12 protein-coding genes and 1 pseudogene are annotated in these 20,637 nt (G+C 73.4%); 6 read left to right on the forward strand and 7 right to left on the reverse strand.

Going from position 1 to position 20,637, the window contains the following annotated elements; genetic code table 11:
- Positions 1-41: 41 nt before the first annotated feature.
- Positions 42-2,564, reverse strand: coding sequence for a DEAD/DEAH box helicase (locus IE109_RS18610; RefSeq protein ID WP_189552036.1), 2,523 nt, complete (start codon positions 2,562-2,564; stop codon positions 42-44).
- Between the two features lie 147 nt (positions 2,565-2,711).
- On the opposite strand from IE109_RS18610, the gene IE109_RS18615 reads away from it, so the two are divergent.
- Together IE109_RS18615 and lgoX are read left to right on the forward strand one after the other, a co-directional pair.
- On the forward strand, positions 2,712-3,503 hold the full coding sequence (locus tag IE109_RS18615) for a metal-dependent hydrolase (protein WP_189552037.1): 792 nt from the start codon (positions 2,712-2,714) through the stop codon (positions 3,501-3,503).
- 81 nt (positions 3,504-3,584) lie between these two features.
- Positions 3,585-5,522 carry an L-glutamate oxidase LgoX gene (lgoX, locus tag IE109_RS18620; protein WP_189552038.1) on the forward strand — a complete coding sequence of 646 codons (1,938 nt, stop codon included), beginning with the start codon at positions 3,585-3,587 and terminating at the stop codon, positions 5,520-5,522.
- A 118-nt stretch (positions 5,523-5,640) separates the two neighbouring features.
- On the opposite strand, the gene IE109_RS18625 is transcribed toward lgoX, so the two are convergent.
- Both IE109_RS18625 and IE109_RS18630 read right to left on the reverse strand, forming a co-directional pair.
- Positions 5,641-7,431, reverse strand: coding sequence for an ABC transporter ATP-binding protein (locus IE109_RS18625; protein ID WP_189552039.1), 1,791 nt, complete (start codon positions 7,429-7,431; stop codon positions 5,641-5,643).
- Positions 7,428-9,203, reverse strand: coding sequence for an ABC transporter transmembrane domain-containing protein (locus tag IE109_RS18630; RefSeq protein WP_189552040.1), 1,776 nt, complete (start codon positions 9,201-9,203; stop codon positions 7,428-7,430). Before IE109_RS18630 ends, IE109_RS18625 begins: the two co-directional genes overlap by 4 nt.
- Positions 9,204-9,578: 375 nt before the next feature.
- On the opposite strand from IE109_RS18630, the pseudogene IE109_RS18635 reads away from it, so the two are divergent.
- Positions 9,579-9,842: pseudogene (locus IE109_RS18635) on the forward strand (peptide-N4-asparagine amidase); the annotation flags it as partial.
- 41 nt (positions 9,843-9,883) lie between these two features.
- On the opposite strand, the gene IE109_RS18640 reads toward IE109_RS18635, so the two are convergent.
- The 3 genes from IE109_RS18640 to IE109_RS18650 all read right to left on the reverse strand — a co-directional run bounded on the left by IE109_RS18640 (position 9,884) and on the right by IE109_RS18650 (position 15,441).
- Entirely contained in the window at positions 9,884-11,308 is a 1,425-nt protein-coding gene (locus tag IE109_RS18640; protein ID WP_189552041.1) for a Gfo/Idh/MocA family protein, read from the reverse strand.
- 684 nt (positions 11,309-11,992) lie between these two features.
- Positions 11,993-14,917 (reverse strand): FAD-binding and (Fe-S)-binding domain-containing protein, encoded by a 2,925-nt coding sequence (locus tag IE109_RS18645; protein ID WP_189552042.1) that lies wholly within the window; start codon positions 14,915-14,917, stop codon positions 11,993-11,995.
- Positions 14,918-14,991: 74 nt separating this feature from the next.
- The gene (locus tag IE109_RS18650; RefSeq protein ID WP_189552043.1) at positions 14,992-15,441 is read right to left on the reverse strand and encodes a MarR family winged helix-turn-helix transcriptional regulator; all 450 of its coding nucleotides are present in this window, start codon (positions 15,439-15,441) and stop codon (positions 14,992-14,994) included.
- Positions 15,442-15,717: 276 nt separating this feature from the next.
- On the opposite strand from IE109_RS18650, the gene IE109_RS18655 reads away from it, so the two are divergent.
- Together IE109_RS18655 and mltG are read left to right on the forward strand one after the other, a co-directional pair.
- On the forward strand, positions 15,718-17,523 hold the full coding sequence (locus IE109_RS18655; RefSeq protein ID WP_189552044.1) for an ABC transporter ATP-binding protein: 1,806 nt from the start codon (positions 15,718-15,720) through the stop codon (positions 17,521-17,523).
- A 404-nt stretch (positions 17,524-17,927) separates the two neighbouring features.
- Positions 17,928-18,785 (forward strand): endolytic transglycosylase MltG, encoded by an 858-nt coding sequence (gene mltG / locus IE109_RS18660; RefSeq protein WP_189552045.1) that lies wholly within the window; start codon positions 17,928-17,930, stop codon positions 18,783-18,785.
- Positions 18,786-18,837: 52 nt separating this feature from the next.
- On the opposite strand, the gene IE109_RS18665 is transcribed toward mltG, so the two are convergent.
- Entirely contained in the window at positions 18,838-19,989 is a 1,152-nt protein-coding gene (locus IE109_RS18665) for an NAD(P)-binding domain-containing protein (RefSeq protein ID WP_189552046.1), read from the reverse strand.
- Between the two features lie 122 nt (positions 19,990-20,111).
- Between IE109_RS18665 and IE109_RS18670 the strand changes: the two genes are divergently transcribed.
- The gene (locus IE109_RS18670) at positions 20,112-20,534 is read left to right on the forward strand and encodes a YjbQ family protein (protein WP_189552047.1); all 423 of its coding nucleotides are present in this window, start codon (positions 20,112-20,114) and stop codon (positions 20,532-20,534) included.
- Positions 20,535-20,637: the final 103 nt, after the last annotated feature.

Here is a 20,637-nt window from a genome sequence, read left to right on the forward strand (position 1 = left end):
GTCGGGACGGTACGGGTGAACGAGGCGGGCGGGGGGACGGCTCACAGCTGCCCGACGTCGGTGACGCGGACGACCGCGCGGCCCTCCTCGTCCGAGGCCGCCAGGTCCACCTCCGCGCTGATGCCCCAGTCATGGTCGCCGTTCGGGTCGGCGAAGGTCTGCCGGACGCGCCACAGGCCGTGCGACGTGTTCTCGTCGGACGCGTCGATCGACAGCAGCTTCGGCCCGCGCGCGTCGGGGCCGGTGCCGAGGTCGTCGTACTCGTCCCAGTACGCGTCCATGGCCTCCGCCCACCGCTCCTCGTCCCAGCCGGACTCCGCGTCCATCTCGCCCAGCTCCGCCAGCTGGTCCAGCGCGGCCAGTTCCACCCGGCGGAACATCGCGTTGCGCACCAGGACCCGGAAGGCGCGGGCGTTGGCCGTCACCGGCTTGACCTGGTCGGCCCGCTCCTGGGCCTCCTCGGCGGTCTCGACCTCCGGGTTGGCCAGCTGCTCCCACTCGTCCAGCAGCGAGGAGTCCACCTGCCGCACCATCTCGCCCAGCCAGGCGATCAGGTCCTCGAGGTCCTCGGTCTTGAGGTCGTCCGGGATCGTGTGGTCCAGCGCCTTGTACGCGGACGCCAGGTACCGCAGCACGATGCCCTCGGTGCGCGCCAGCTCGTAGAAGGACGTGAACTCCGTGAAGGACAGGGCCCGCTCGTACATGTCACGGATGACGGACTTCGGCGAGACGGGGTGGTCGCCCACCCAGGGGTGCGACTTCTTGTACGTGTTGTACGCGTGCCACAGCAGCTCTTCCAGCGGCTTGGGGTACGAGACGTCCTGGAGCCGCTCCATCCGCTCCTCGTACTCGACGCCGTCCGCCTTCATCGCGCCGACCGCCTCGCCGCGCGCCTTGTTCTGCTGGGCGGCGAGGATCTGGCGCGGGTCGTCCAGCGTGGACTCGACGACCGACACCATGTCGAGCGCGTACGACGGCGACTCCGGGTCCAGCAGGTCGAACGCCGCCAGCGCGAACGTCGACAGCGGCTGGTTCAGGGCGAAGTCCTGCTGGAGGTCGACGGTGAGCCGGATCGTCCGCCCCTCCGCGTCCGGCTCGGCGAGCTGCTCGACGACCCCGCCGTCCAGCAGCGAGCGGTAGATCGCGATGGCGCGGCGGATGTGCCGCAGCTGGTTCTTGCGGGGCTCGTGGTTGTCCTCCAGCAGCCGGCGCATCGCCTCGAAGGCGTTGCCGGGCCGCGCGATCACCGACAGCAGCATGGTGTGGGTGACGCGGAAGCGGGACGTCAGCGGTTCGGGCTCGGAGGCGATCAGCTTCTCGAAGGTGTTCTCCGTCCAGCCGACGAAGCCCTCCGGGGCCTTCTTCCGCACCACCTTGCGCCGCTTCTTCGGGTCGTCGCCGGCCTTCGCCAGCGCCTTCTCGTTCTCGATGACGTGCTCGGGCGCCTGCGCGACCACGAACCCGGCCGTGTCGAACCCGGCGCGCCCGGCCCGGCCCGCGATCTGGTGGAACTCCCGGGCGCGCAGCGTCCGCACGCGGGTGCCGTCGTACTTGGTGAGCGCGGTGAACAGCACCGTGCGGATGGGGACGTTGACCCCGACCCCCAGGGTGTCCGTCCCGCAGATGACCTTCAGCAGGCCCGCCTGGGCCAGCTTCTCCACCAGGCGCCGGTACTTGGGCAGCATGCCCGCGTGGTGCACGCCGATGCCGTGCCGCACGTACCGCGAGAGGTTCTTGCCGAACTTGGTGGTGAAGCGGAAGTTGCCGATCAGCTCGGCGATCCTGTCCTTCTCCTCGCGCGAGCACATGTTGATGCTCATCAGCGACTGGGCCCGCTCGACGGCCTGCGCCTGGGTGAAGTGCACGATGTAGACCGGTGCCTGCTTGGTCTGCAGCAGCTCGGTCAGCGTCTCCGTGATGGGCGTGAGCTGGTACTCGTACGACAGCGGCACCGGCCGGGTGGCCGAGCGCACCACCGAGGTGGGGCGGCCGGTGCGGCGCGTGAGGTCCTTCTCGAACATCGAGACGTCGCCGAGCGTCGCCGACATGAGGACGAACTGCGCCTGCGGCAGTTCCAGCAGCGGGATCTGCCAGGCCCAGCCGCGGTCCGGCTCGGCGTAGAAGTGGAACTCGTCCATCACGACCTGGCCGACGTCGGCGTGCCGGCCGTCGCGCAGCGCGATCGAGGCGAGCACCTCCGCCGTGCAGCAGATCACGGGCGCGTCGGCGTTCACCGACGCGTCGCCGGTCAGCATGCCCACGTTCTCGGTGCCGAAGAGCTTGCACAGGTCGAAGAACTTCTCCGACACCAGTGCCTTGATCGGCGCGGTGTAGAAGGTCACCTGGTCATTGGCGAGGGCCGTGAAGTGCGCGCCGGCCGCGACCAGCGACTTGCCGGATCCGGTGGGGGTGGAGAGGATCACGTTGGCCCCGGAGACCACCTCGATCAGCGCCTCCTCCTGGGCCGGGTAGAGCGTGATGCCCTGCTCCTCGGCCCATGACGAGAAGGCCTCGAAGAGGGCATCGGGGTCGGCGTCCGGCGGCAGCTGATCGATAAGGGTCACGCCCCCATCTTGCCTGGCCCACGTCCGGAAGCGGGAACCGGCCGCCCGGATGAAGATCACGGACGGTAGGCTGTCCCGTCGGCCGGGGGGCGGGAGCGGGAGCCGCCCGAGGGCGCGGGACAAGGGCTAACGGGGCGGGGAACGCACATGATGGGACCGGCGCACTCGCTCTCCGGAGCGGCCGCGTGGCTGGGAGTGGGGGCCGCGACCGCCGCGGCGGGGCATCCGATGCCGTGGCCGGTGCTCGTCGTCGGCGCCCTGATCTGCGCCGGAGCGGCGCTCGCCCCGGACCTCGACCACAAGTCGGCGACCATCTCGCGAGCCTTCGGGCCCGTCTCGAAGACCCTCTGCGAGATCGTCGACAAGCTCTCGTACGCCGTCTACAAGGCCACGAGGACGCGGGCGGACGCCCGCCGCAGCGGCGGCCACCGCACGCTCACGCACACCTGGGTGTGGGCCGTGCTGTGCGGCGCGGGGGCGTCCGCGCTCGCGATCACCGGGGGCCGGTGGGCGGTGCTGGGCATCCTCTTCGTCCACCTGGTGCTGGCGGTGGAGGGCCTCCTGTGGCGGGCGGCCCGGATGTCCAGCGACGTCCTGGTGTGGCTGCTGGGCGCCACCAGCGCGTGGACCCTCGCCGGTGTGCTGGACAAGCCCGGCAACGGCGCGGACTGGCTGTTCACCGCGCCCGGCCAGGAGTACCTGTGGCTGGGGCTGCCGATCGTGCTGGGCGCACTCGTCCACGACGTCGGCGACGCCCTGACCGTCTCGGGCTGCCCGATCCTGTGGCCGATCCCGGTCGGGGGAAAGCGCTGGTACCCGGTGGGGCCGCCGAAGGGCATGCGCTTCCGCGCGGGCAGCTGGGTGGAGCTCAAGGTGCTGATGCCGGCGTTCATGCTGCTGGGCGGTGTGGGCGGGGCGGCAGCTCTCAATCTCATCTGAAGAAACCCGTGACGATTCCCGTTCGAGTGAACGGGGCGCGTAGCCGTTCCATGGGGCCTCAAGATCCGCTTTCTTCTGACCATGGATTCCTCTCAACTGACGCGCCGTCAGTTCACGGCCCGCACCAGCACGGTCGCCGCGGCGGCCGCTCTTCCCGCCGCCGCCGTCACCGCGCCACCCGCCACCGCCGCTCCGGCCCCCCGTTCCACCGCCGACTGGCAGACCTGCCTGGCCGTCGCCCGCGCCCTGCTGGTGCTCGACGACAAGAACCAGCCCCTGGTCCCGCGTTACGAGAAGATCCTGCTGGGTGGAGGGCTGCCCAAAGCGGCCTCCAAGCCCAAGAAGGTCCTGGTCCTCGGCGCCGGCCCGGCCGGCATGGTCGCCGCGGCGCTCCTCAAGCGCGCCGGTCACCACGTCACTGTCGTCGAGGCCAACGGAAACCGGGCCGGTGGCCGCATCAAGACCTTCCGCACCGGCGGCCACGAGAACGCCGCCCAGCCCTTCGCCGACCCCAAGCAGTACGCCGAGGCGGGCGCCATGCGCATCCCGGGCAGCCACCCGCTCGTCATCGGCCTGATCGACGAACTGGGCATCGAGCGCCGCCCCTTCCGCTACGTCGACACCGACCCGGAGGGGAAGCCCCGGTACCGCACCTGGATCCGCGTGAACGGCATCAGGGCTCGCCGCGCCGACTACGCCAAGAACCCGCAGGCGATCAACCGCTCCTTCGGCGTGCCGCGGAAGTACGAGAACGTGCCGGCGGCGGACATCGTGCGCCAGGCCCTCGATCCCGTACGCGACGAGTACAGCACCCTCCGCCCCGACGGCACCCGGGTCGACAAGCCGATGCCCGAACTGGTCGAAGGGTGGGCCAGAGTGGTCCAGCGCTTCGGCGACTGGTCCATGTACCGCTTCCTCACCGAGCACGCCAAGCTCGACGAGCGCACCATCGACCTCATCGGAACCCTGGAGAACATGACCTCCAGGCTGCCGCTGTCCTTCCTGCACAGCTTCATCAGCCAGTCGCTCATCAGCCCCGGCACCGCCTTCTACGAGCTGGAGGGCGGCACCGCCGTCCTCGCCGACGCGCTGCTGGACCGGGTACGCGAGGACGTCCGGTTCGACCGGCGCGTCACCCGCATCGAGACCAGGGAGGACGGCCGGGAACGGGTGAGCGTCGACACGGTCTCCGAGGGCCGGGACGGCAAGGTCGTCCGCGAGCGGTTCACCGGGGACGCGGCGATCGTGACCATCCCGTTCTCCGGGTTCCGGCACGTCCAGGTCTCCCCGCAGCTGTCGTACGAGAAGCGCCGCGCCGTCACCGAGGTGCACTACGACAGCGCCACCAAGGTCCTCCTGGAATTCAGCCGCCGCTGGTGGGAGTTCGCCGAGGACGACTGGCGGCGCGAGCTGGACGCCATGGAGCCCGGACTGTACGACAAGTACCGCAAGGGCCAGGTGCCGCCGGACGGCCGCCGGCTCGGCGAGCACCCCTCCGTGCTGCGGGGACACCTCACCGAGGACCAGCGGACGCACTACGCGGCCAACGCCTGGGTGTCGCGCGACCAGCCCGAGGCCGCCGAGGTCATCGGCGGCGGGTCGGTCACCGACAACCCCAACCGCTTCATGTTCAACCCCTCGCACCCCGTCCCCGGCAGTGACGGCGGTGTCGTCCTCGCGTCCTACAGCTGGGCGGACGACGCCAGGCGCTGGGACGCCTACGACGACGAGGCGCGGTACGCGCTCGCCCTGCGCGGCATGCAGGAGGTGTACGGCCAGCGGCTGGAGGTCTTCTTCACGGGCGTCGGCCGCACCCAGAGCTGGCAGCGCGACCCGTACGCCTACGGCGAGGCGTCCGTCCTGCTGCCCGGCCAGCACACCGAGATCCTGCTCGACATGCGTACCACGGAGGGTCCGCTCCACTTCGCCGGCTGCCACACCTCGGTCAAGCCCGCCTGGATCGAGGGCGCCATGGAGTCGGCGGTCCGCGCGGCCCTGGAGGTGCACGGCAGCCGCTGAGACGGCGGGGACCCGGGGCGGCGCGCACGCGCCGCCCCGGGTCCCCGCCCGGACGCGGCCCCCGTTCGCGGCCCCCGGACGCGGCCCCCGGACGCGGCGGGAGCGCGAGCGCCCGCCGCTACCCGTGCCAGGACCGCCACAGCGCCGCGTAGGCGCCGTCCGCCGCGACCAGCTCGGCGTGGCTGCCCGACTCGGTGATCCGGCCGTCCTCGACGACCGCGATCACATCCGCGTCATGGGCCGTGTGCAGCCGGTGCGCGATCGCCACCACCGTACGGCCCTCCAGCACCCGGGCCAGGGACCGCTCCAGATGCCGGGCGGCGCGCGGGTCCAGCAGGGACGTCGCCTCGTCCAGCACCAGGGTGTGCGGGTCGGCCAGCACCAGGCGGGCCAGTGCCACCTGCTGGGCCTGCGCCGGGGTCAGGGCCAGGCCGCCGGACCCGACCTCGGTGTCCAGCCCGTCGTCCAGCGCCCGCGCCCAGCCGTCGGCGTCGACCGCCGCGAGGGCCGCCCACAGCTCGGCGTCCTGGGCGCCCGCCCGGGCGAGCAGCAGATTGTCGCGGAGCGTCCCGACGAAGACGTGGTGCTCCTGGTTGACCAGCGCGACGTGCTCCCGGACCCGCTCGGCGGGCATCCGCGACAGCTCCGCGCCGCCCAGCGTGATCCGCCCGTCGCGCGGCGCGTAGATCCCGGCCAGCAGCCGGCCCAGCGTCGACTTGCCCGCCCCCGAAGGGCCGACCAGCGCCACGCGCGTGCCCGGCGGCACGTCCAGCGACACCCCGTGCAGCACGTCCACGCCGTCGCGGTAGCCGAACCGCACCTCCCGCGCCCGTACGTCGCGCCCGTCGGGCCGGACCGACGCGTCGCCGCTCTCCGGCTCGATGTCCCGCACCCCGACGAGCCTGGCCAGCGACACCTGCGCCACCTGGAGCTCGTCGTACCAGCGCAGGATGACGCCCACCGGGTCGACCAGCATCTGGGCCAGCAGCGCGCCGGTCGTCAGCTGCCCGACGTCCATCCAGCCGTTCAGGACGAACACGCCGCCGATCATCAGGACGGCGGCCAGCACGGTGGTGTGGGTGATGTTGACGACCGGGAAGAGCACCGAGCGCAGGAAGAGCGTGTAACGCTCCCACGCCGTCCACTCCTTGATCCGCCGTTCGGACAGCGCGATCCGCCGCCCGCCCAGCCGGTGCGCCTCGACCGTCCGGCCCGCGTCGACCGTCTCGGCCAGGGCGGCGGCGACCGCCGCGTACCCGGCGGCCTCGGAACGGTACGCCGAGGGCGCCCGCCGGAAGTACCAGCGGCAGCCCACGACCAGTACCGGCGCCGCCACCAGCACGGCGAGCGCCAGCGGCGGCGCGGTCACCGTCAGCCCGCCGATCAGCAGCCCCGCCCACACCACGCCGACGGCCAGCTGCGGCACCGCCTCCCGCATGGCGTTGGCCAGCCGGTCGATGTCGGTGGTGATCCGGGAGAGCAGGTCACCGGTGCCCGCCCGCTCCAGCACACCCGGCGGCAGCGCGACGGACCGCACGAGGAAGTCCTCGCGCAGATCGGCCAGCATCTCCTCGCCGAGCATCGCCCCGCGCAGCCGCACCATGCGCACGAACACCGTCTGCACCACCAGCGCGGCCAGGAACGCCCCCACGGTGACCGGCAGGTGCAGGTCCCGCGCGCCCTCGGCGAGCCGGTCGACCAGCGAGCCGAGCAGGTACGGCCCGACCATCGACGCCACGACCGCCACCGCGTTGACGGCGACCAGCACGGCGAACGCCGTGCGGTGGCGGCGCAGGAGTCCGGTCACGTACGCCCGGACGGTCGCGGCCGTGCCCACCGGCAGGGTGGTCGCCGACTCCGGGGCCGCCGGGTCGTGGGCGGGCGGCGCCATGCCGATGACGACGGTCATGCCGACTCCTCGATGTCCACCAGGGTCTCCTCCTCGGTCTCGCGGGTGACGACCGCGCGGTAGCGGCCGTCGGCGGCCAGCAGTTCGCGGTGGGTGCCCACCGCCACCGCCCGGCCCTCATGGACGAGCACCACCCGGTCCGCCAGGTCCAGCAGCAGCGGCGACGAGGCCAGCACCACGGTCGTCCGGCCGGCGCGCAGCCGCTGGACGCCGGCCGCGACCCGCGCCTCGGTGTGCGAGTCCACCGCGGACGTCGGTTCGTCCAGCACCAGCACCTCGGGGTCGGTGACCAGCGACCGCGCCAGGGCCAGGCGCTGGCGCTGGCCGCCGGACAGGGACCGGCCGCGCTCGGTGATCCGGGTGAGCGCCGGATCGCCGCCGTCGTCCGGCGACGCCTGCGCGAGCGCGTCCAGCACGTCGCCGCACCGGGCGGCCGCGAGCGCCTCGTCGGCGGTGACCTTCCCGGACGACGGCACGTCCAGCAGCTCGCGCAGGGTGCCGGACAGCAGGACCGGGTCCTTGTCCTGGACCAGGACGGCCGAACGCGCCGTGTCGAGCGGCAGTTCGTCGAGGGGAACCCCGCCGAGGAGGACGGAGACGTGCGACTCCGGGGCCTCGGACGGATGCCCGCCGAGCCGGTCGGCCAGCCTGCCGGCGGCGTCCGGGTCGCCGCACACCACGGCGGTGAACAGACCGGCCGGGGCGAGCAGCCCGGTCACCGGGTCGTACAGGTCGCCGCCCGGCCGTTCGCCGGCCGCCGCCTGGGTGCTGGTGGTGGTGCGCGTCAGGGCGAGCACCCTGGCGGCGCGCTTCGCGGAAGGACGCGAGAAGGAGTACGCCATGGCGATCTCCTCGAAGTTGCGCAGCGGGTGGTGGGCGAGGGTGACCGCGCCGTACACGGTGACCAGTTCGCCGACCGTGACGCGTCCCTCCAGGGCGAGTTTCGCCCCGTACAGCACCACCACGACCAGCAGCAGCCCCGGCAGCATCACCTGCACCGCGGCGATCAGGGCCCACATCCGGGCGCTGCGCACGGCGGCCTCGCGCACCTCCTGGGACGCTTCGCGGTAGCGGCGGAGGAACAGCTCCTCGCCGCCGATGCCGCGCAGCACCCGCAGCCCGGCGACCGTGTCGGAGGCCAGTTCGGTGGCGCGGCCCGCCTTCTCCCGCTGGACGTCCGCGCGCCGGGTGGCGCGGGGGAGCAGCGGCAGGGCGGCGAGCGCCAGCACGGGTACGCCCACGGCGACGACGACACCGAGGTCGGGCTGGTAGACGACCAGGCCCCCGCAGATCACCACCAGCGCGGTGGCCGCCGCGGCGAACCGCGACAGGGTCTCCACGAACCAGCCGATCTTCTCGACGTCGCCGGTGGAGACGGCGACGACCTCGCCCGCGGCGACCCGGCGGTTCAGCACCGAGCCCAACTCGGCGGCCTTGCGCGCCAGCAACTGCTGGACACGGGCGGCGGCGGTGATCCAGTTCGTCACGGCCGTGCGGTGCATCATCGTGTCGCCCACGGCGATGGCGGCGCCCATCAGGGCGATGAGCGCTCCGGCGCGGGCCAGGCCGCCGCCCGAGCGGTCGATCACGGCCTGGACCGCGAGGCCCACGCCCAGCGGCAGACCGGCGATGCCGAGGTGCAGCAGCAGGCCCCACAGCAGGGACTTGACCTGACCGCCCAGCTGGTTGCGGCCGAGCCAGAGGAGGAAGCGCGTGCCCGACCTGACGTCGGGAGCACCCGGATCGGCGTACGGAAGATGGTGGATCTGCATGACGTCCCAGGGGTTCCGTCGGCGGGCGGCAGCGCTGAGCGGCGGCCGGAAACCGTGCAAGGTTCGCCTTCCGGGCCCGCCGACGGCAATCGGTTTTCCGACCGGACCGCGCGGAACACGCCACCGGCCACCCCCCGCCCCCGGCGCCGGGGAGGCCGTCCCGCGCTTCACTCCCGGCCCATGAGACCACGACGAGTCATGAGCATGTTCATCGGCGGAGACCTCGGCGTCACCGCGCCGGCGGGTACGGCCCCGGCGTCCGCCACGCCCCACGACCCACCCGCGGAGTTCGGCACCGATTGGCGCGATCCGGTCACCGCAGCCCGGGCCGCCGACGTCCCCGGCCGGGGTGATCCCGCTCACCGGCCCCTCCCCGGCGACCGGCTGCGGACCGTCCTCACCCTCGGCGACCGCGCCGACTCCCCGGTCCCGCGCGCCGGGCAGCGCCCGCGGTGGACCAGGCTCGACGACACGTACGCGGGCGGGTGCGCGACCTGGACCACCGGCGTCCCGCGCGACCAGCGGCACGCGGTCGGCACCAGCTCCGAGCGGTACCGGCTGTACGGCTCCGGCGGCTGCCGGGGCCGGAGCCCGGGGACCGAGCAGGGGACGCTGACGGAGGACCGTCGCCACCGCTGAACGCGAGGAGCGGGCCCGGACCGGGCCCGCTCCCACGGTTCTCACTCCGGCTTGACCGAGTCCACGCCCGACCGGGCCCTTCTCCACTCGCCGCGGGTGAAGTCGGGTATCCGCTGCGGCGCGCCCTTCGCCTTGATGGAGGCGTGGCTCAGCGGCACCGGGGCCGTCCAGGTGGCCGCGTCGTACACGTCGAAGTCGGGGACCAGGCCGAGCCTCATGCACTGCGTCAGCCGGAACACCATGATGTAGTCCATCCCCCCGTGGCCGCCGGGCGGGTTGGCGTGCTCCTTCCACAGCCAGTGGTCGAACTCGTCCGCGTACGCCGAGAAGTCCGCCCACCGGTGGTCGTCGTGGTCCGGCTCGATGTATATCCGCGCCGGGTAGTCCTCGAACACGCCCTTCGTACCGCCGAGGCTGTTGATCCTGCTGTACGGGTGCGGTGTCGACACATCGTGCTCCAGCCGGATCACCCGGCCCTTGGCGGTCCGCACCATGCTGATGGTGCGGTCGCTCTCGATGTACGTCTCCTTCCAGCTCGGGTCGCCCGGCTCCATGTTGGCCTCGCGGTACTCGGCCAACCCCAGTGCGGGCGTGCCGAAGCTGCTGATGCTGACCGCGCGGTCGCCCCGGTTGACGTCCATGTAGTTGGCGACCGGCCCGAAGCCGTGGTTGGGGTACAGGTCGCCCCGCAGCCGGGTGTGCCACAGCCGACGCCAGGGGCCCTCGTAGTACGTCGGCGAGAACATCAGGGCCCGCAGGTCGTGGTTGTACGCCCCGGCCCCGTGCAGCAGCTCGCCGAACTTGCCCGCGTGGGCCATGCGCAGCACCCGCATCTCGTTCTTGCCGTAGCAGCAGTTCTCCAACTGCACGCAGTGGCGGCGGGTGCGCTCGGAGAGGTCGACCAGCTCCCACAGCTCGTCCAGGCGCATCGCGACGGGGCACTCGACGCCGACGTGCTTGCCGTTCAGCATCGCTGTCTTCGCCATGGCGAAGTGGACGTCCCACGGTGTCGCCACATAGACGAGGTCGATGTCGCCGCGCTCGCAGAGCCGCTCGTAGTCGTTCTCCCCGTTGGCGTAGACGGCGGGCGACGGCTGTCCGGCCCTCACCACCCTGGCGGCGGCCTGTTCCGTCCTGGCCTTCACGGGATCGCAGACGGCGACCACCCGGACGCCGGGGATGGCGAGGAACAGGTCGATCATGCTGCCGCCACGGTTGCCGAGCCCGACGATCGCGACGCGGACGGTGGAACGCCGCTCGAAGGGCACGCCGGCCATCGTGCGGCCCTGGCGCGGGGGAGTGGCGGTGGTCTCCGGTCCGTCGTTCTCGGCGGCGACAGCGGTACCGCCCAGCGCGCCGAGCCCCAGTCCGGCGGCGCCCGCCACCCCGGCCGTGGTCCGCAGGACGGACCGGCGGCTGGGTGAGTCCTCGGCCCGGTCCTGGTTCCCGGGTGCTGCGTCGTTCATCGAACCTCCAGTGCGTTGTGTGCGCGGCTGGTTCATGAATCCCGGCAAGGACCCTGGCTGTTGGGGCTGCGGACACGCAAGAGGGCTGGCTGGACTCTCGTTTCGAGCACATGGACTCTTGTGCGGGGATGGCGCGATGGCGTTCACCAAAGGGTTCCGGCGCACGGTCTGGAAGGCTCGCGCGGGACGGCCCGCCCGCGCCCGGCGGTCGGCGTGACGGAGCCGTACGCCGTCGGCGCCGGTCTCTGGGCGCGGTCGGGTGCCCCGGCCGACCCCGCCTGCCGACCCTGGTCGGCCCCGGCCCCTACGCGGGCGGGCTTCTGGGGCCGACCGACACGCTCCACCACGGCCGATTGGCCCGTGGGCGCCCCACGGGCGGCGGTGCCGTTCGCAGGCACGTTTGGATAGCCCTCGAAAGGCTGTCGGGCCGGCGGGCCGCCCCATGAGACTCCTTGGTACCGGGCAGGCCGCGACCGGTTCGCGGCCGGAAAGTACCGGTCCCGGTGACCCGCGTATGTCAGGAGCAGATCAGTCATGGGCACAGTGTTCTCACGGCGGCCGGACCGGCCGGCGACGGCTGACGACCACGGCGCCGGCGGGGACGGCCCTCCTCCTCGCCATCACCCCTACGTAGGCGCCGGGGCTCCGGCAGCCGAGGGAGCGGCGTCGGCACCGGCGTGAGCGTCAGAGGCGGGTCGCCCGCTCCAGCTCCAGCAGCACCGAGTGGTAGGGGCGGCCCGTGGCGTGGTGCATGCCGAGCTCGCACATGCGGTTCGCGGAGAGGTACGCGTCGAAGGTCCGCGCCGTCACCTCGGCCGCCTCGCGGGCCGTCGCCGATTCCGTCAGCTCGGGGTGCAGCATGCCCCGGTCGCCCGCGAAGGCGCAGCAGCCGGCGTCGTCCGGGACGACGACCTCCTCCGCGCACGCCTCGGCGATCACCGGCAGCCGGTCCTGGTCGCCCAGGTGCCGCATCGCGCAGGTGGGATGGACGACCGCGGAGGCGGCCTTCCGCCGCACCGTCAGGTGCGGCAGCAGGTCGTCGGCGGCCCACACGACCGAGTCGAGCACGGTCAGTTCCGCGTGCAGCTCGCGGTTGCGGGCGTCCAGGTACGGCACCACCTCGCGCCCCAGGCCCAGCGCGCAGGAGGAGGCGTCCACCACGAGCGGCAGCCGCCCGCCCGCGGTCCAGCCCCAGGCGGCCTCGACGATCCGGTTCGCCATCACCCGCGCGCCCTCGTCGTACCCCTTGGAGTGCCAGATCGTGGCGCAGCAGGTGCCCGTCACATCGGCCGGGATCCACACCGGCTTCCCCGCCCGTGCGGACAGGGCCACCACCGCCTCGGGCAGGGACGGCCCGTCGAACCCCTCCGGCTCGCCGAACACCCGGTTCACGCACGCCGGGTAGTACACGGCCACCGCCCGCGCCCGCTCCGTGACGGGCAGCCGGGCGGCGGCCGCACCGGGGATCTCCGGCAGCCACCCCGGCACCAGCTCGGGCCCCGCCACCGCGCGGACCAGCCGGGTGACGGCACCGGGCAGGCGGTCGCCGAGCCGGCGGCCGGTGGCCACCGCGAGCCGCGCCGAAGCCTCCACCGCCGCGAACCGCCGCGCGGCCAGCGCCGCCGTCCGCTCCTCGCGTGCCGAGTGGCGGGCGTGCCGCAGGCGCTTCATCAGCGCGCCCGTGTCGATGCCCACCGGGCAGTCGAGGCCGCACACCGAGTCGCCCGCGCAGGTGTCCACCGCGGCGTACCCGTACGCCGCCAGCAGGCCCGTCTCGACGGGCGCCCCGGGGACCTGCCGCATCATCTCGCGGCGCAGCACGATCCGCTGGCGGGGCGTCGTCGTCAGGTCGCGGCTGGGGCAGGACGGCTCGCAGAAGCCGCACTCGATGCACGCGTCGGTGATCGGCTCCACCCTCGGCACCGTCTTCAGGCCGCGCAGGTGGCCCCGGGGGTCCCGGTCGAGGACGACGCGTGGGGCCAGCACCCCGTCGGGGTCGAAGGCCCGCTTGGTGCGCCACATCAGCTCCGTGGCCCTGGGCCCCCACTCGAGCTCCAGGAACGGCGCGATGTTCCGGCCGGTGGCGTGCTCGGCCTTCAGGGAGCCGTCGAACCGCTCGACGGTCAGCTTGCAGAACTCGTCCATGAAGGCGGCGTACCGGTCCACGTCGTCCGGGTCGGACGGGTCGAAGGCCAGCAGGAAGTGCAGGTTCCCGTGGGCCGCGTGGCCGGCGACGGCGGCGTCGAAGCCGTGCTCGGCCTGGAGTGCGAGGAGCGCCTCGCACGCCTCGGCGAGCCGGGCGGGCGGCACCGCGAAGTCCTCGGTGATCAGCGTCGTACCGGAGGGGCGTCCGCCGCCCGCCGCGGCGACGAACGCCTTGCGGGCCTTCCAGTAACCGCCGATCGTCCGGGCGTCCCGGGTGAAGGCGTTGGTCACCGACTCCACCGGCGCCACCAGCTCGACGTCGTCGAGCACCCGCGCCGCCGCCCGCTCGCAGGACTCCAGGGCCGCCGCGTGGGGCGCGCGGAACTCCACCAGCAGCGCCGTGGTCGGGCCGGGCAGCCGCCCCCAGTCGGCGGGCACCCCGTCCACCCGGACGGAGGCCCGCAGCGTGTTGCCGTCCATCAGCTCCACGGCGACCGCGCCCGCCTCGGTGAAGCGCGGCACCGCGGCCGCGGCGGCGGGCAGGGAGGGGAAGAACAGCAGCGCCGCGGCGACCTCGCGGTCCAGCGGCAGGGTGTCGAAGACCACTTCGGAGATGAAGCCGAGGGTGCCCTGCGAGCCGACCATCAGCCCGCGCAGGATCCCGGCCGGCGTCGCGACGTCGAGGAAGGCGTCGAGCCGGTAGCCGTTGGTGTTCTTGAGCGCGTACTTGGCGCGGATCCGGGCCGTCAGCTCCGCGTCGGCCTCGATCTCCGCCTTGATGGCGAGCAGCTCCGCGCACAGGCCGGGCTCCGCGCGCTCCAGGACGTCGTCGGCCGCCGGGTCGCCGGTGTCCACGACCGTGCCGGACGGCAGGACGACGGTGAGCGAGGCGACCGTGCGGTACGAGTTGCGCGCCGTGCCGGCGGTCATCCCCGACGCGTTGTTGGCGACGACCCCGCCGACGGTGCACGCGATCGCGCTCGCCGGGTCGGGGCCCAGTACGCGCCCGTACCGGGCGAGGGCCGCGTTGGCGCGGGCGAGGGTGGTGCCGGGGCGGACACGGGCGCGGGCGCCGCCGTCGAGGACCTCGATCCCCGCCCAGTGCCGGCGCACGTCGACCAGGATGTCCTCGCCCTGCGCCTGGCCGTTGAGGCTGGTCCCGGCGGCACGGAACACGACCTCCCGGCCACGGCCGTGGGCGTACGACAGGACGGCCGAGACGTCGTCGACGTCCTCCGGGACCACGACGACCTGGGGGACGAAGCGGTAGGGGCTGGCGTCCGACGCGTACCGGACGAGGTCGGAGACCTGCCACAGCACCTTCCGCGCACCCAGCAGCGCCGTCAGTTCGTCACGCAGCCGTCCGGGTGACCCGTGGGCCATCAGGTCGGGCACCCGGTCGGGGGAGGGGCCGTGGTGCGTGCCCGGTCTCAGGGCGTCGGGTTTCGGCTCCGGCAGTGGCATGTCACTGTCCCCTCGGCAGGCGGCACGGGCGTCGGGCGACCGGCGACACGGCGCGGGGTGTCACGGCACGGGCGTCAGCAGTGGTGCTCCGGGCTCCCGTCGACCAGGGCGGACAGCAGCCCGCCGAGCACCTCGCGCTGTTCGGCGGTCAATGGGGCCAGGATGTCCTCCGCGGCGGCCCGGCGCGCGGTACGCAGCTGCCGCAGCGTGTCCCGCCCGGCGTCGGTGAGCTCGATCCGCACCACCCGCCGGCTGGCCGGATCGGGGACCCGGCGGACCCGCCCGCTCGCCTCCAGCCCGTCCACCAGGCTGGTCACGGCGCGCGGGACGACCTCGAGGCGGGCGGCGAGGTCGGCCATCCGGGGCGGGGTGTCGTAGTGGGCGACCGTGCGCAGCAGCCGGGACTGGGCGGGGGTGATCGCTATGTCGGCCGACTCCAGCTGCCGCTTCTGGCTGCGGTGGAGGCGCCGGGTCAGCCGGAGCAACTGCTCCGCGAGAAGGCCGTCGGCGTCGGGGGAGTACATGGCCGGATGCTATCAGGACCCCGCTCATTGTGAGGATAGGTAACAATGAGCTATCCTCTCGAAAACCCCTCGCCGGCCCGGTTCCCCCAGCCGTGCGGAGGGCGACACCCCGAGCCGCTGGGAGTCGTCCGGGAATCGCCCGGCGGGTCCGCTCCGGAGCCGGGTCCCGGTCCTCCGGAAGCCGCCGAAGCGGCCGTCCGGGCACCGCTCCGCGGCCGTCCGGGCACCGCCTCCGCAGGACGGTCCGCGGCCCGCCCTGTACGTTCGAAGGAGCCCATGCGCATCCACGCCGAGTCCACCTGGACGCCCCCGCCTCCCGATCCGGAGCAGCCGGCCCAGATCCGGCGCGTCCTCCGCCTCTTCCGTCCCTACCGCGGCCGGCTGGCCGTGGTCGGCCTGCTCGTCGGCGCCTCGTCGCTCGTGTCGGTCGCCTCGCCCTTCCTGCTCCGCGAGATCCTCGACACCGCGATCCCGCAGGGCCGCACGGGTCTGCTCACCCTGCTCGCCCTCGGCATGATCCTCACCGCCGTGGTGACCGGTGTCTTCGGCGTGCTGCAGACGCTGATCTCCACGACGGTGGGCCAGCGCGTCATGCACGACCTGCGCACCGCCGTCTACGGCCGGCTCCAGCGCATGCCTCTCGCCTTCTTCACCCGCACGCGCACCGGTGAGGTCCAGTCACGCATCGCCAACGACATCGGCGGGATGCAGGCGACCGTCACCTCCACCGCGACCTCCCTGGTGTCGAACCTGACCGCCGTCGTGGCCACCGTCGTGGCGATGCTGGCCCTGGACTGGCGGCTGACGGTCGTCTCGCTGCTCCTGCTGCCGGTGTTCGTGTGGATCAGCCGCCGGGTCGGCCGCGAGCGCAAGCGGATCACCACCCAGCGGCAGGGGCAGATGGCCGCCATGGCCGCGACCGTCACGGAGTCGCTGTCGGTCAGCGGGATCCTGCTGGGCCGCACCATGGGCCGGGCCGACTCGCTCACCCGGTCCTTCGCCGCCGAGTCCGAGCGCCTCGTCGACCTGGAGGTCCGCTCCTCGATGGCTGGCCGGTGGCGCATGTCGACCATAGGGATCGTCATGGCCGCCATGCCCGCGATGCTCTACTGGGCGGCGGGGCTGGCTCTCCAGGCGGGCGGCCCGGCCATCTCGATCGGCACGCTCGTCGCGTTCGTCTCGCTCCAGCAGGGCCTCTTCCGGCCCGCCGTGAGCCTGCTGTCGACCGGGGTGGACATCCAGACCTCCATGGCCCTGTTCCAGCGGATCTTCGAGTACCTGGACCTCCGGGTGGACATCACCGAGCCCGACGCCCCGGTCCGGCTGGAGGAGATCCGGGGCGAGGTCCGCTTCGAGGACGTCGACTTCCGGTACGACGCCAAGAGCGGCGAGACGCTCAGCGGCATCGACGTCGCCGTGCCGGCCGGCGGCAGCCTGGCCGTCGTCGGCCCCACCGGCTCCGGCAAGTCCACGCTCAGCTATCTCGTCCCCCGGCTGTACGACGTCACCGGCGGCCGCGTCACACTCGACGGCGTCGACGTGCGGGACCTGGACTTCGACAGCCTCGCCCGCGGGGTGGGCGTGGTCTCCCAGGAGACCTACCTCTTCCACGCCTCGGTCGCCGACAACCTCCGCTTCGCCCGGCCCGAGGCGACCGACCAGGAGATCGAGGCGGCGGCCAGGGCGGCCCAGATCCACGACCACATCGCGTCGCTGCCGGACGGTTACGACACCCTGGTCGGCGAGCGGGGATACCGCTTCTCCGGTGGGGAGAAGCAGCGGCTGGCCATCGCCCGCACGATCCTGCGCGATCCGCCGGTGCTGATCCTCGACGAGGCCACCAGCGCCCTCGACACCCGTACGGAACACGCCGTGCAGCAGGCGATCGACGCGCTGTCCGCCGGCCGCACCACCATCACCATCGCCCACCGGCTCTCCACCATCCGGGACGCCGACGAGATCGTGGTGCTGGACGCGGGGCGCATCGTGGAGCGGGGGACGCACGAGGAGCTGATGGAGCGGGACGGCCGGTACGCCGCGCTGGTGCGCGGTGACGCCGAGCTGGAGCCGGCCGGCTCCTGAACACCCCGCGGCAGGCCGGCGGCCCCTCGCGCGCCGGACCGCCCGTACGACGACGGCGCCGCCGCTCCCCTGGGGCGGGGGAGTGGCGGCGCCGGGCGGGCGATCGTCAGACGAGCCAGCCGATGAAGTGGACGACGCCGGCGAGCAGATCGGTGATGACGTTCATGAGGTGCGTTCTCCTTGTGCTTCGCATGCCTGTGTGGGACTGCGCGGTCGCGGTCTGCAGCCCGTCGCTTGCGCATCGTAAGCATCACCCGTCACATTCGGCACGCGCGGCTAAACCAACCGCGATCACGCCTTCGGGCGAACAACCGGCCCCGTGTTCGTCTGTTCCCTCTCGGCGGCTGGCGACGATCCGGGTGGATTTACCGGATTATGTGCTGATATCGGGTTAGCGTTCCGGCATGGTGAACGAGCCCCCGCAGGACACGCCCCGGCGCAGGAGGCCCCGTATGACCCGTCGCGGTTGGCTGGCCCTGGGCGCCGGCCTGGTCGCCGTCGCGGCTGTCGCGGTGCTGGTGCCGCTGCTGCTGCTCAAGCAGCCCCCCGCCGTGCCGCCACCGGAGAAGCCGACGATGCTGCTCGTCCCCGAGGGGTGGCGGGCGAGCCAGGTGTACGAGGCGGCCGACAAGGCGCTGAAGGTGGCGCCCGGCACCACCCGCAGGACCGCCGAGGCCGGCACGCTCAAACTGCCGGCGGACGCGCTGGGCAATCCGGAGGGGTTCCTCTTCCCCGCCACCTACCCGGTCTACCGGAAGACGACCCCGCGCGGCCTGCTCGACTATATGGTCAGGACCGCTCATCAGCGGTTCGGGGCCGACCGCATCACGTCCGGCGCCCAGCGCAACGGCGTGAGCCTCTACCAGACGGTGACCATCGCCAGCGTCGTACAGGCCGAGGCGGACACCCCGGAGGACATGGGGAAGGTCGCCCGGGTCATCCACAACCGCCTCGCCCAGGGCATGACGCTCCAGATGGACTCGACCCTCAACTACGGGCTCGGCCGCTCCACGCTCGACACGTCGCACGCCGACACCCGCATGGACAACCCGTACAACACCTACAACCGCCAGGGGCTGCCCCCCACTCCGATCGGCAACCCCGGCGAGCAGGCCATGCACGCCGCGGTCGACCCCCCGCCCGGCGACTGGCTCTACTTCGTCACCGTGCGGCCCGGCGACACCCGCTTCACCGCCGACTACGCGGAACACCTGCGCAACGTCCAGGAGTTCAACGCCCAGCGCGCGTCGGCGGCGGACTGACAAACCGACCGGCTGACCGCGGCCCGGCCGGCCCCGGCGCGCGCCGGTCGCGTCAGACGGTCGCCGCCTCCCGGTCCCGGTCGCGGTCCCGGTCGTCGCCCCGGCCGGGCCCGCGGCCCCGGTCCCCGTCCAGCAGGCGGGCGATGTCACGGGCCGCGGACCGGCCGGCCCGATTCGCGCCGATCGTGGAGGCGGAAGGGCCGTACCCCACCAGATGGACGCGCTCGTCGCGCGCCGCGCGCGTCCCGTCCACGCGGATGCCGCCGCCCGGCTCACGCAGCCGCAGCGGCGCCAGGTGGTCGATGGCCGCCCGGAAGCCGGTCGCCCACAGGATGACGTCGGCGTCCAGCGTCCGCCCCGCCGACGAGGGGCCCGCGTCCCAGAGGACGCCCGTCGGGGTGATCCGGTCGAACATCGGCAGCCGGTCCAGGACGCCGCGCTCGCGGGCCCGCCGGGTCGCCTCGTTCAGTGGCAGGCCGGTCACGCCGACCACGCTCTGCGGGGGCAGCCCGCGCCGTACCCGCTCCTCCACCAGGGCCACCGCCGCCCGGCCCTCCGCCTCGCCGAACGGGCCCTCGCGCCAGACCGGCTCGCGGCGCGTCACCCACGTCGTCTCCGCCGCCACCTCCGCGATCTCCATAAGGTGCTGCGTGCCCGACGCCCCGCCGCCGACCACGACCACCCGCCGGCCGGCGAACGCCGCCGGTCCCGGGTAGTCCGCCGTGTGCAACTGCCACCCGCGGAAGGTCTCCTGACCCGGGTAGCGCGGCCAGAACGGCCGGTCCCAGGTGCCCGTCGCGCTGACCAGGGCGCGCGTCGCGTACGTCCCCTCCGAGGACTCGACCAGCAGGCGTCCGCCCTCCCCTTCCCGGACGGCCGTGACGTCCACGGGCCGGTGCACCCGCAGCCCGAACCTCTCCTCGTACCGCGCGAAGTACCCGCCGATCACCTCCGACGACGGGCGGCTGTCGTCGGCGCCGGTCAGCTCCATCCCGGGCAGCGCGTGCATCCCGTGCACACGGCCGTACGTCAGCGACGGCCAGCGGAACTGCCAGGCGCCGCCCGGTCGCGGGGAGTGGTCCAGGACGACGAAGTCCCGGTCCGGTTCGAGACCGACACGCCGCAGGTGGTACGCGGCGGACAGCCCGGCCTGTCCCGCGCCGATGACGACCGCGTCCACGTCCCCGCCCACCAAGTAGTTCATGTTTCTACCAACAGGGGTGGGCCCGCGGATCTTCCCCGCCGCCCGGTGGAGCCGCCCGCGCGGACCCGCGACCCCGCGCCGGCCTGCGCGGGCCGGCACCGGCGCGGTGACACCATGGGGGCATGAGCGACGCATTCACCACCCGTACGCTGCGCATCACCACCGGCCACACGGAGACGGTCCACGACCTGACCGACGCCTGCGCCTCCTTCCTCCGCGAGGTGGCGGCCGGGCGCGACGGCCTGCTGAACGTCTTCACCCCCCACGCGACGACGGGCGTGGCCGTCCTGGAGACCGGTGCCGGCAGCGACGACGACCTCCTGGCCGCCCTGCACACCCTGCTCCCCGCCGACGACCGCTGGCAGCACCGCCACGGAAGCCCCGGCCACGGCCGCGACCACGTGCTGCCCGCGCTGGTGCCGCCGCACGCCACCATCCCCGTGGTGGGCGGGGAGATGGCGCTGGGCACCTGGCAGTCGGTGTGCGTGGTCGACACCAACAAGGACAACCCGGACCGGCAGGTGCGGCTCAGCTTCCTGGGCTGAGTTCCCGCCCGGCCGGCGCGCCCGGCGCAGGCGCCCGGCCGGGTGGCCGCCGGGCGTCCGGCCGGTTCACCCGGCGGCGTCGGCCGGCGGCTTCCCCTCCGGG

Origin of the sequence: Streptomyces lavendofoliae (assembly GCF_014649735.1) — a bacterium.
GTDB classification, from domain to species: Bacteria; Actinomycetota; Actinomycetes; order Streptomycetales; family Streptomycetaceae; genus Streptomyces; species Streptomyces lavendofoliae.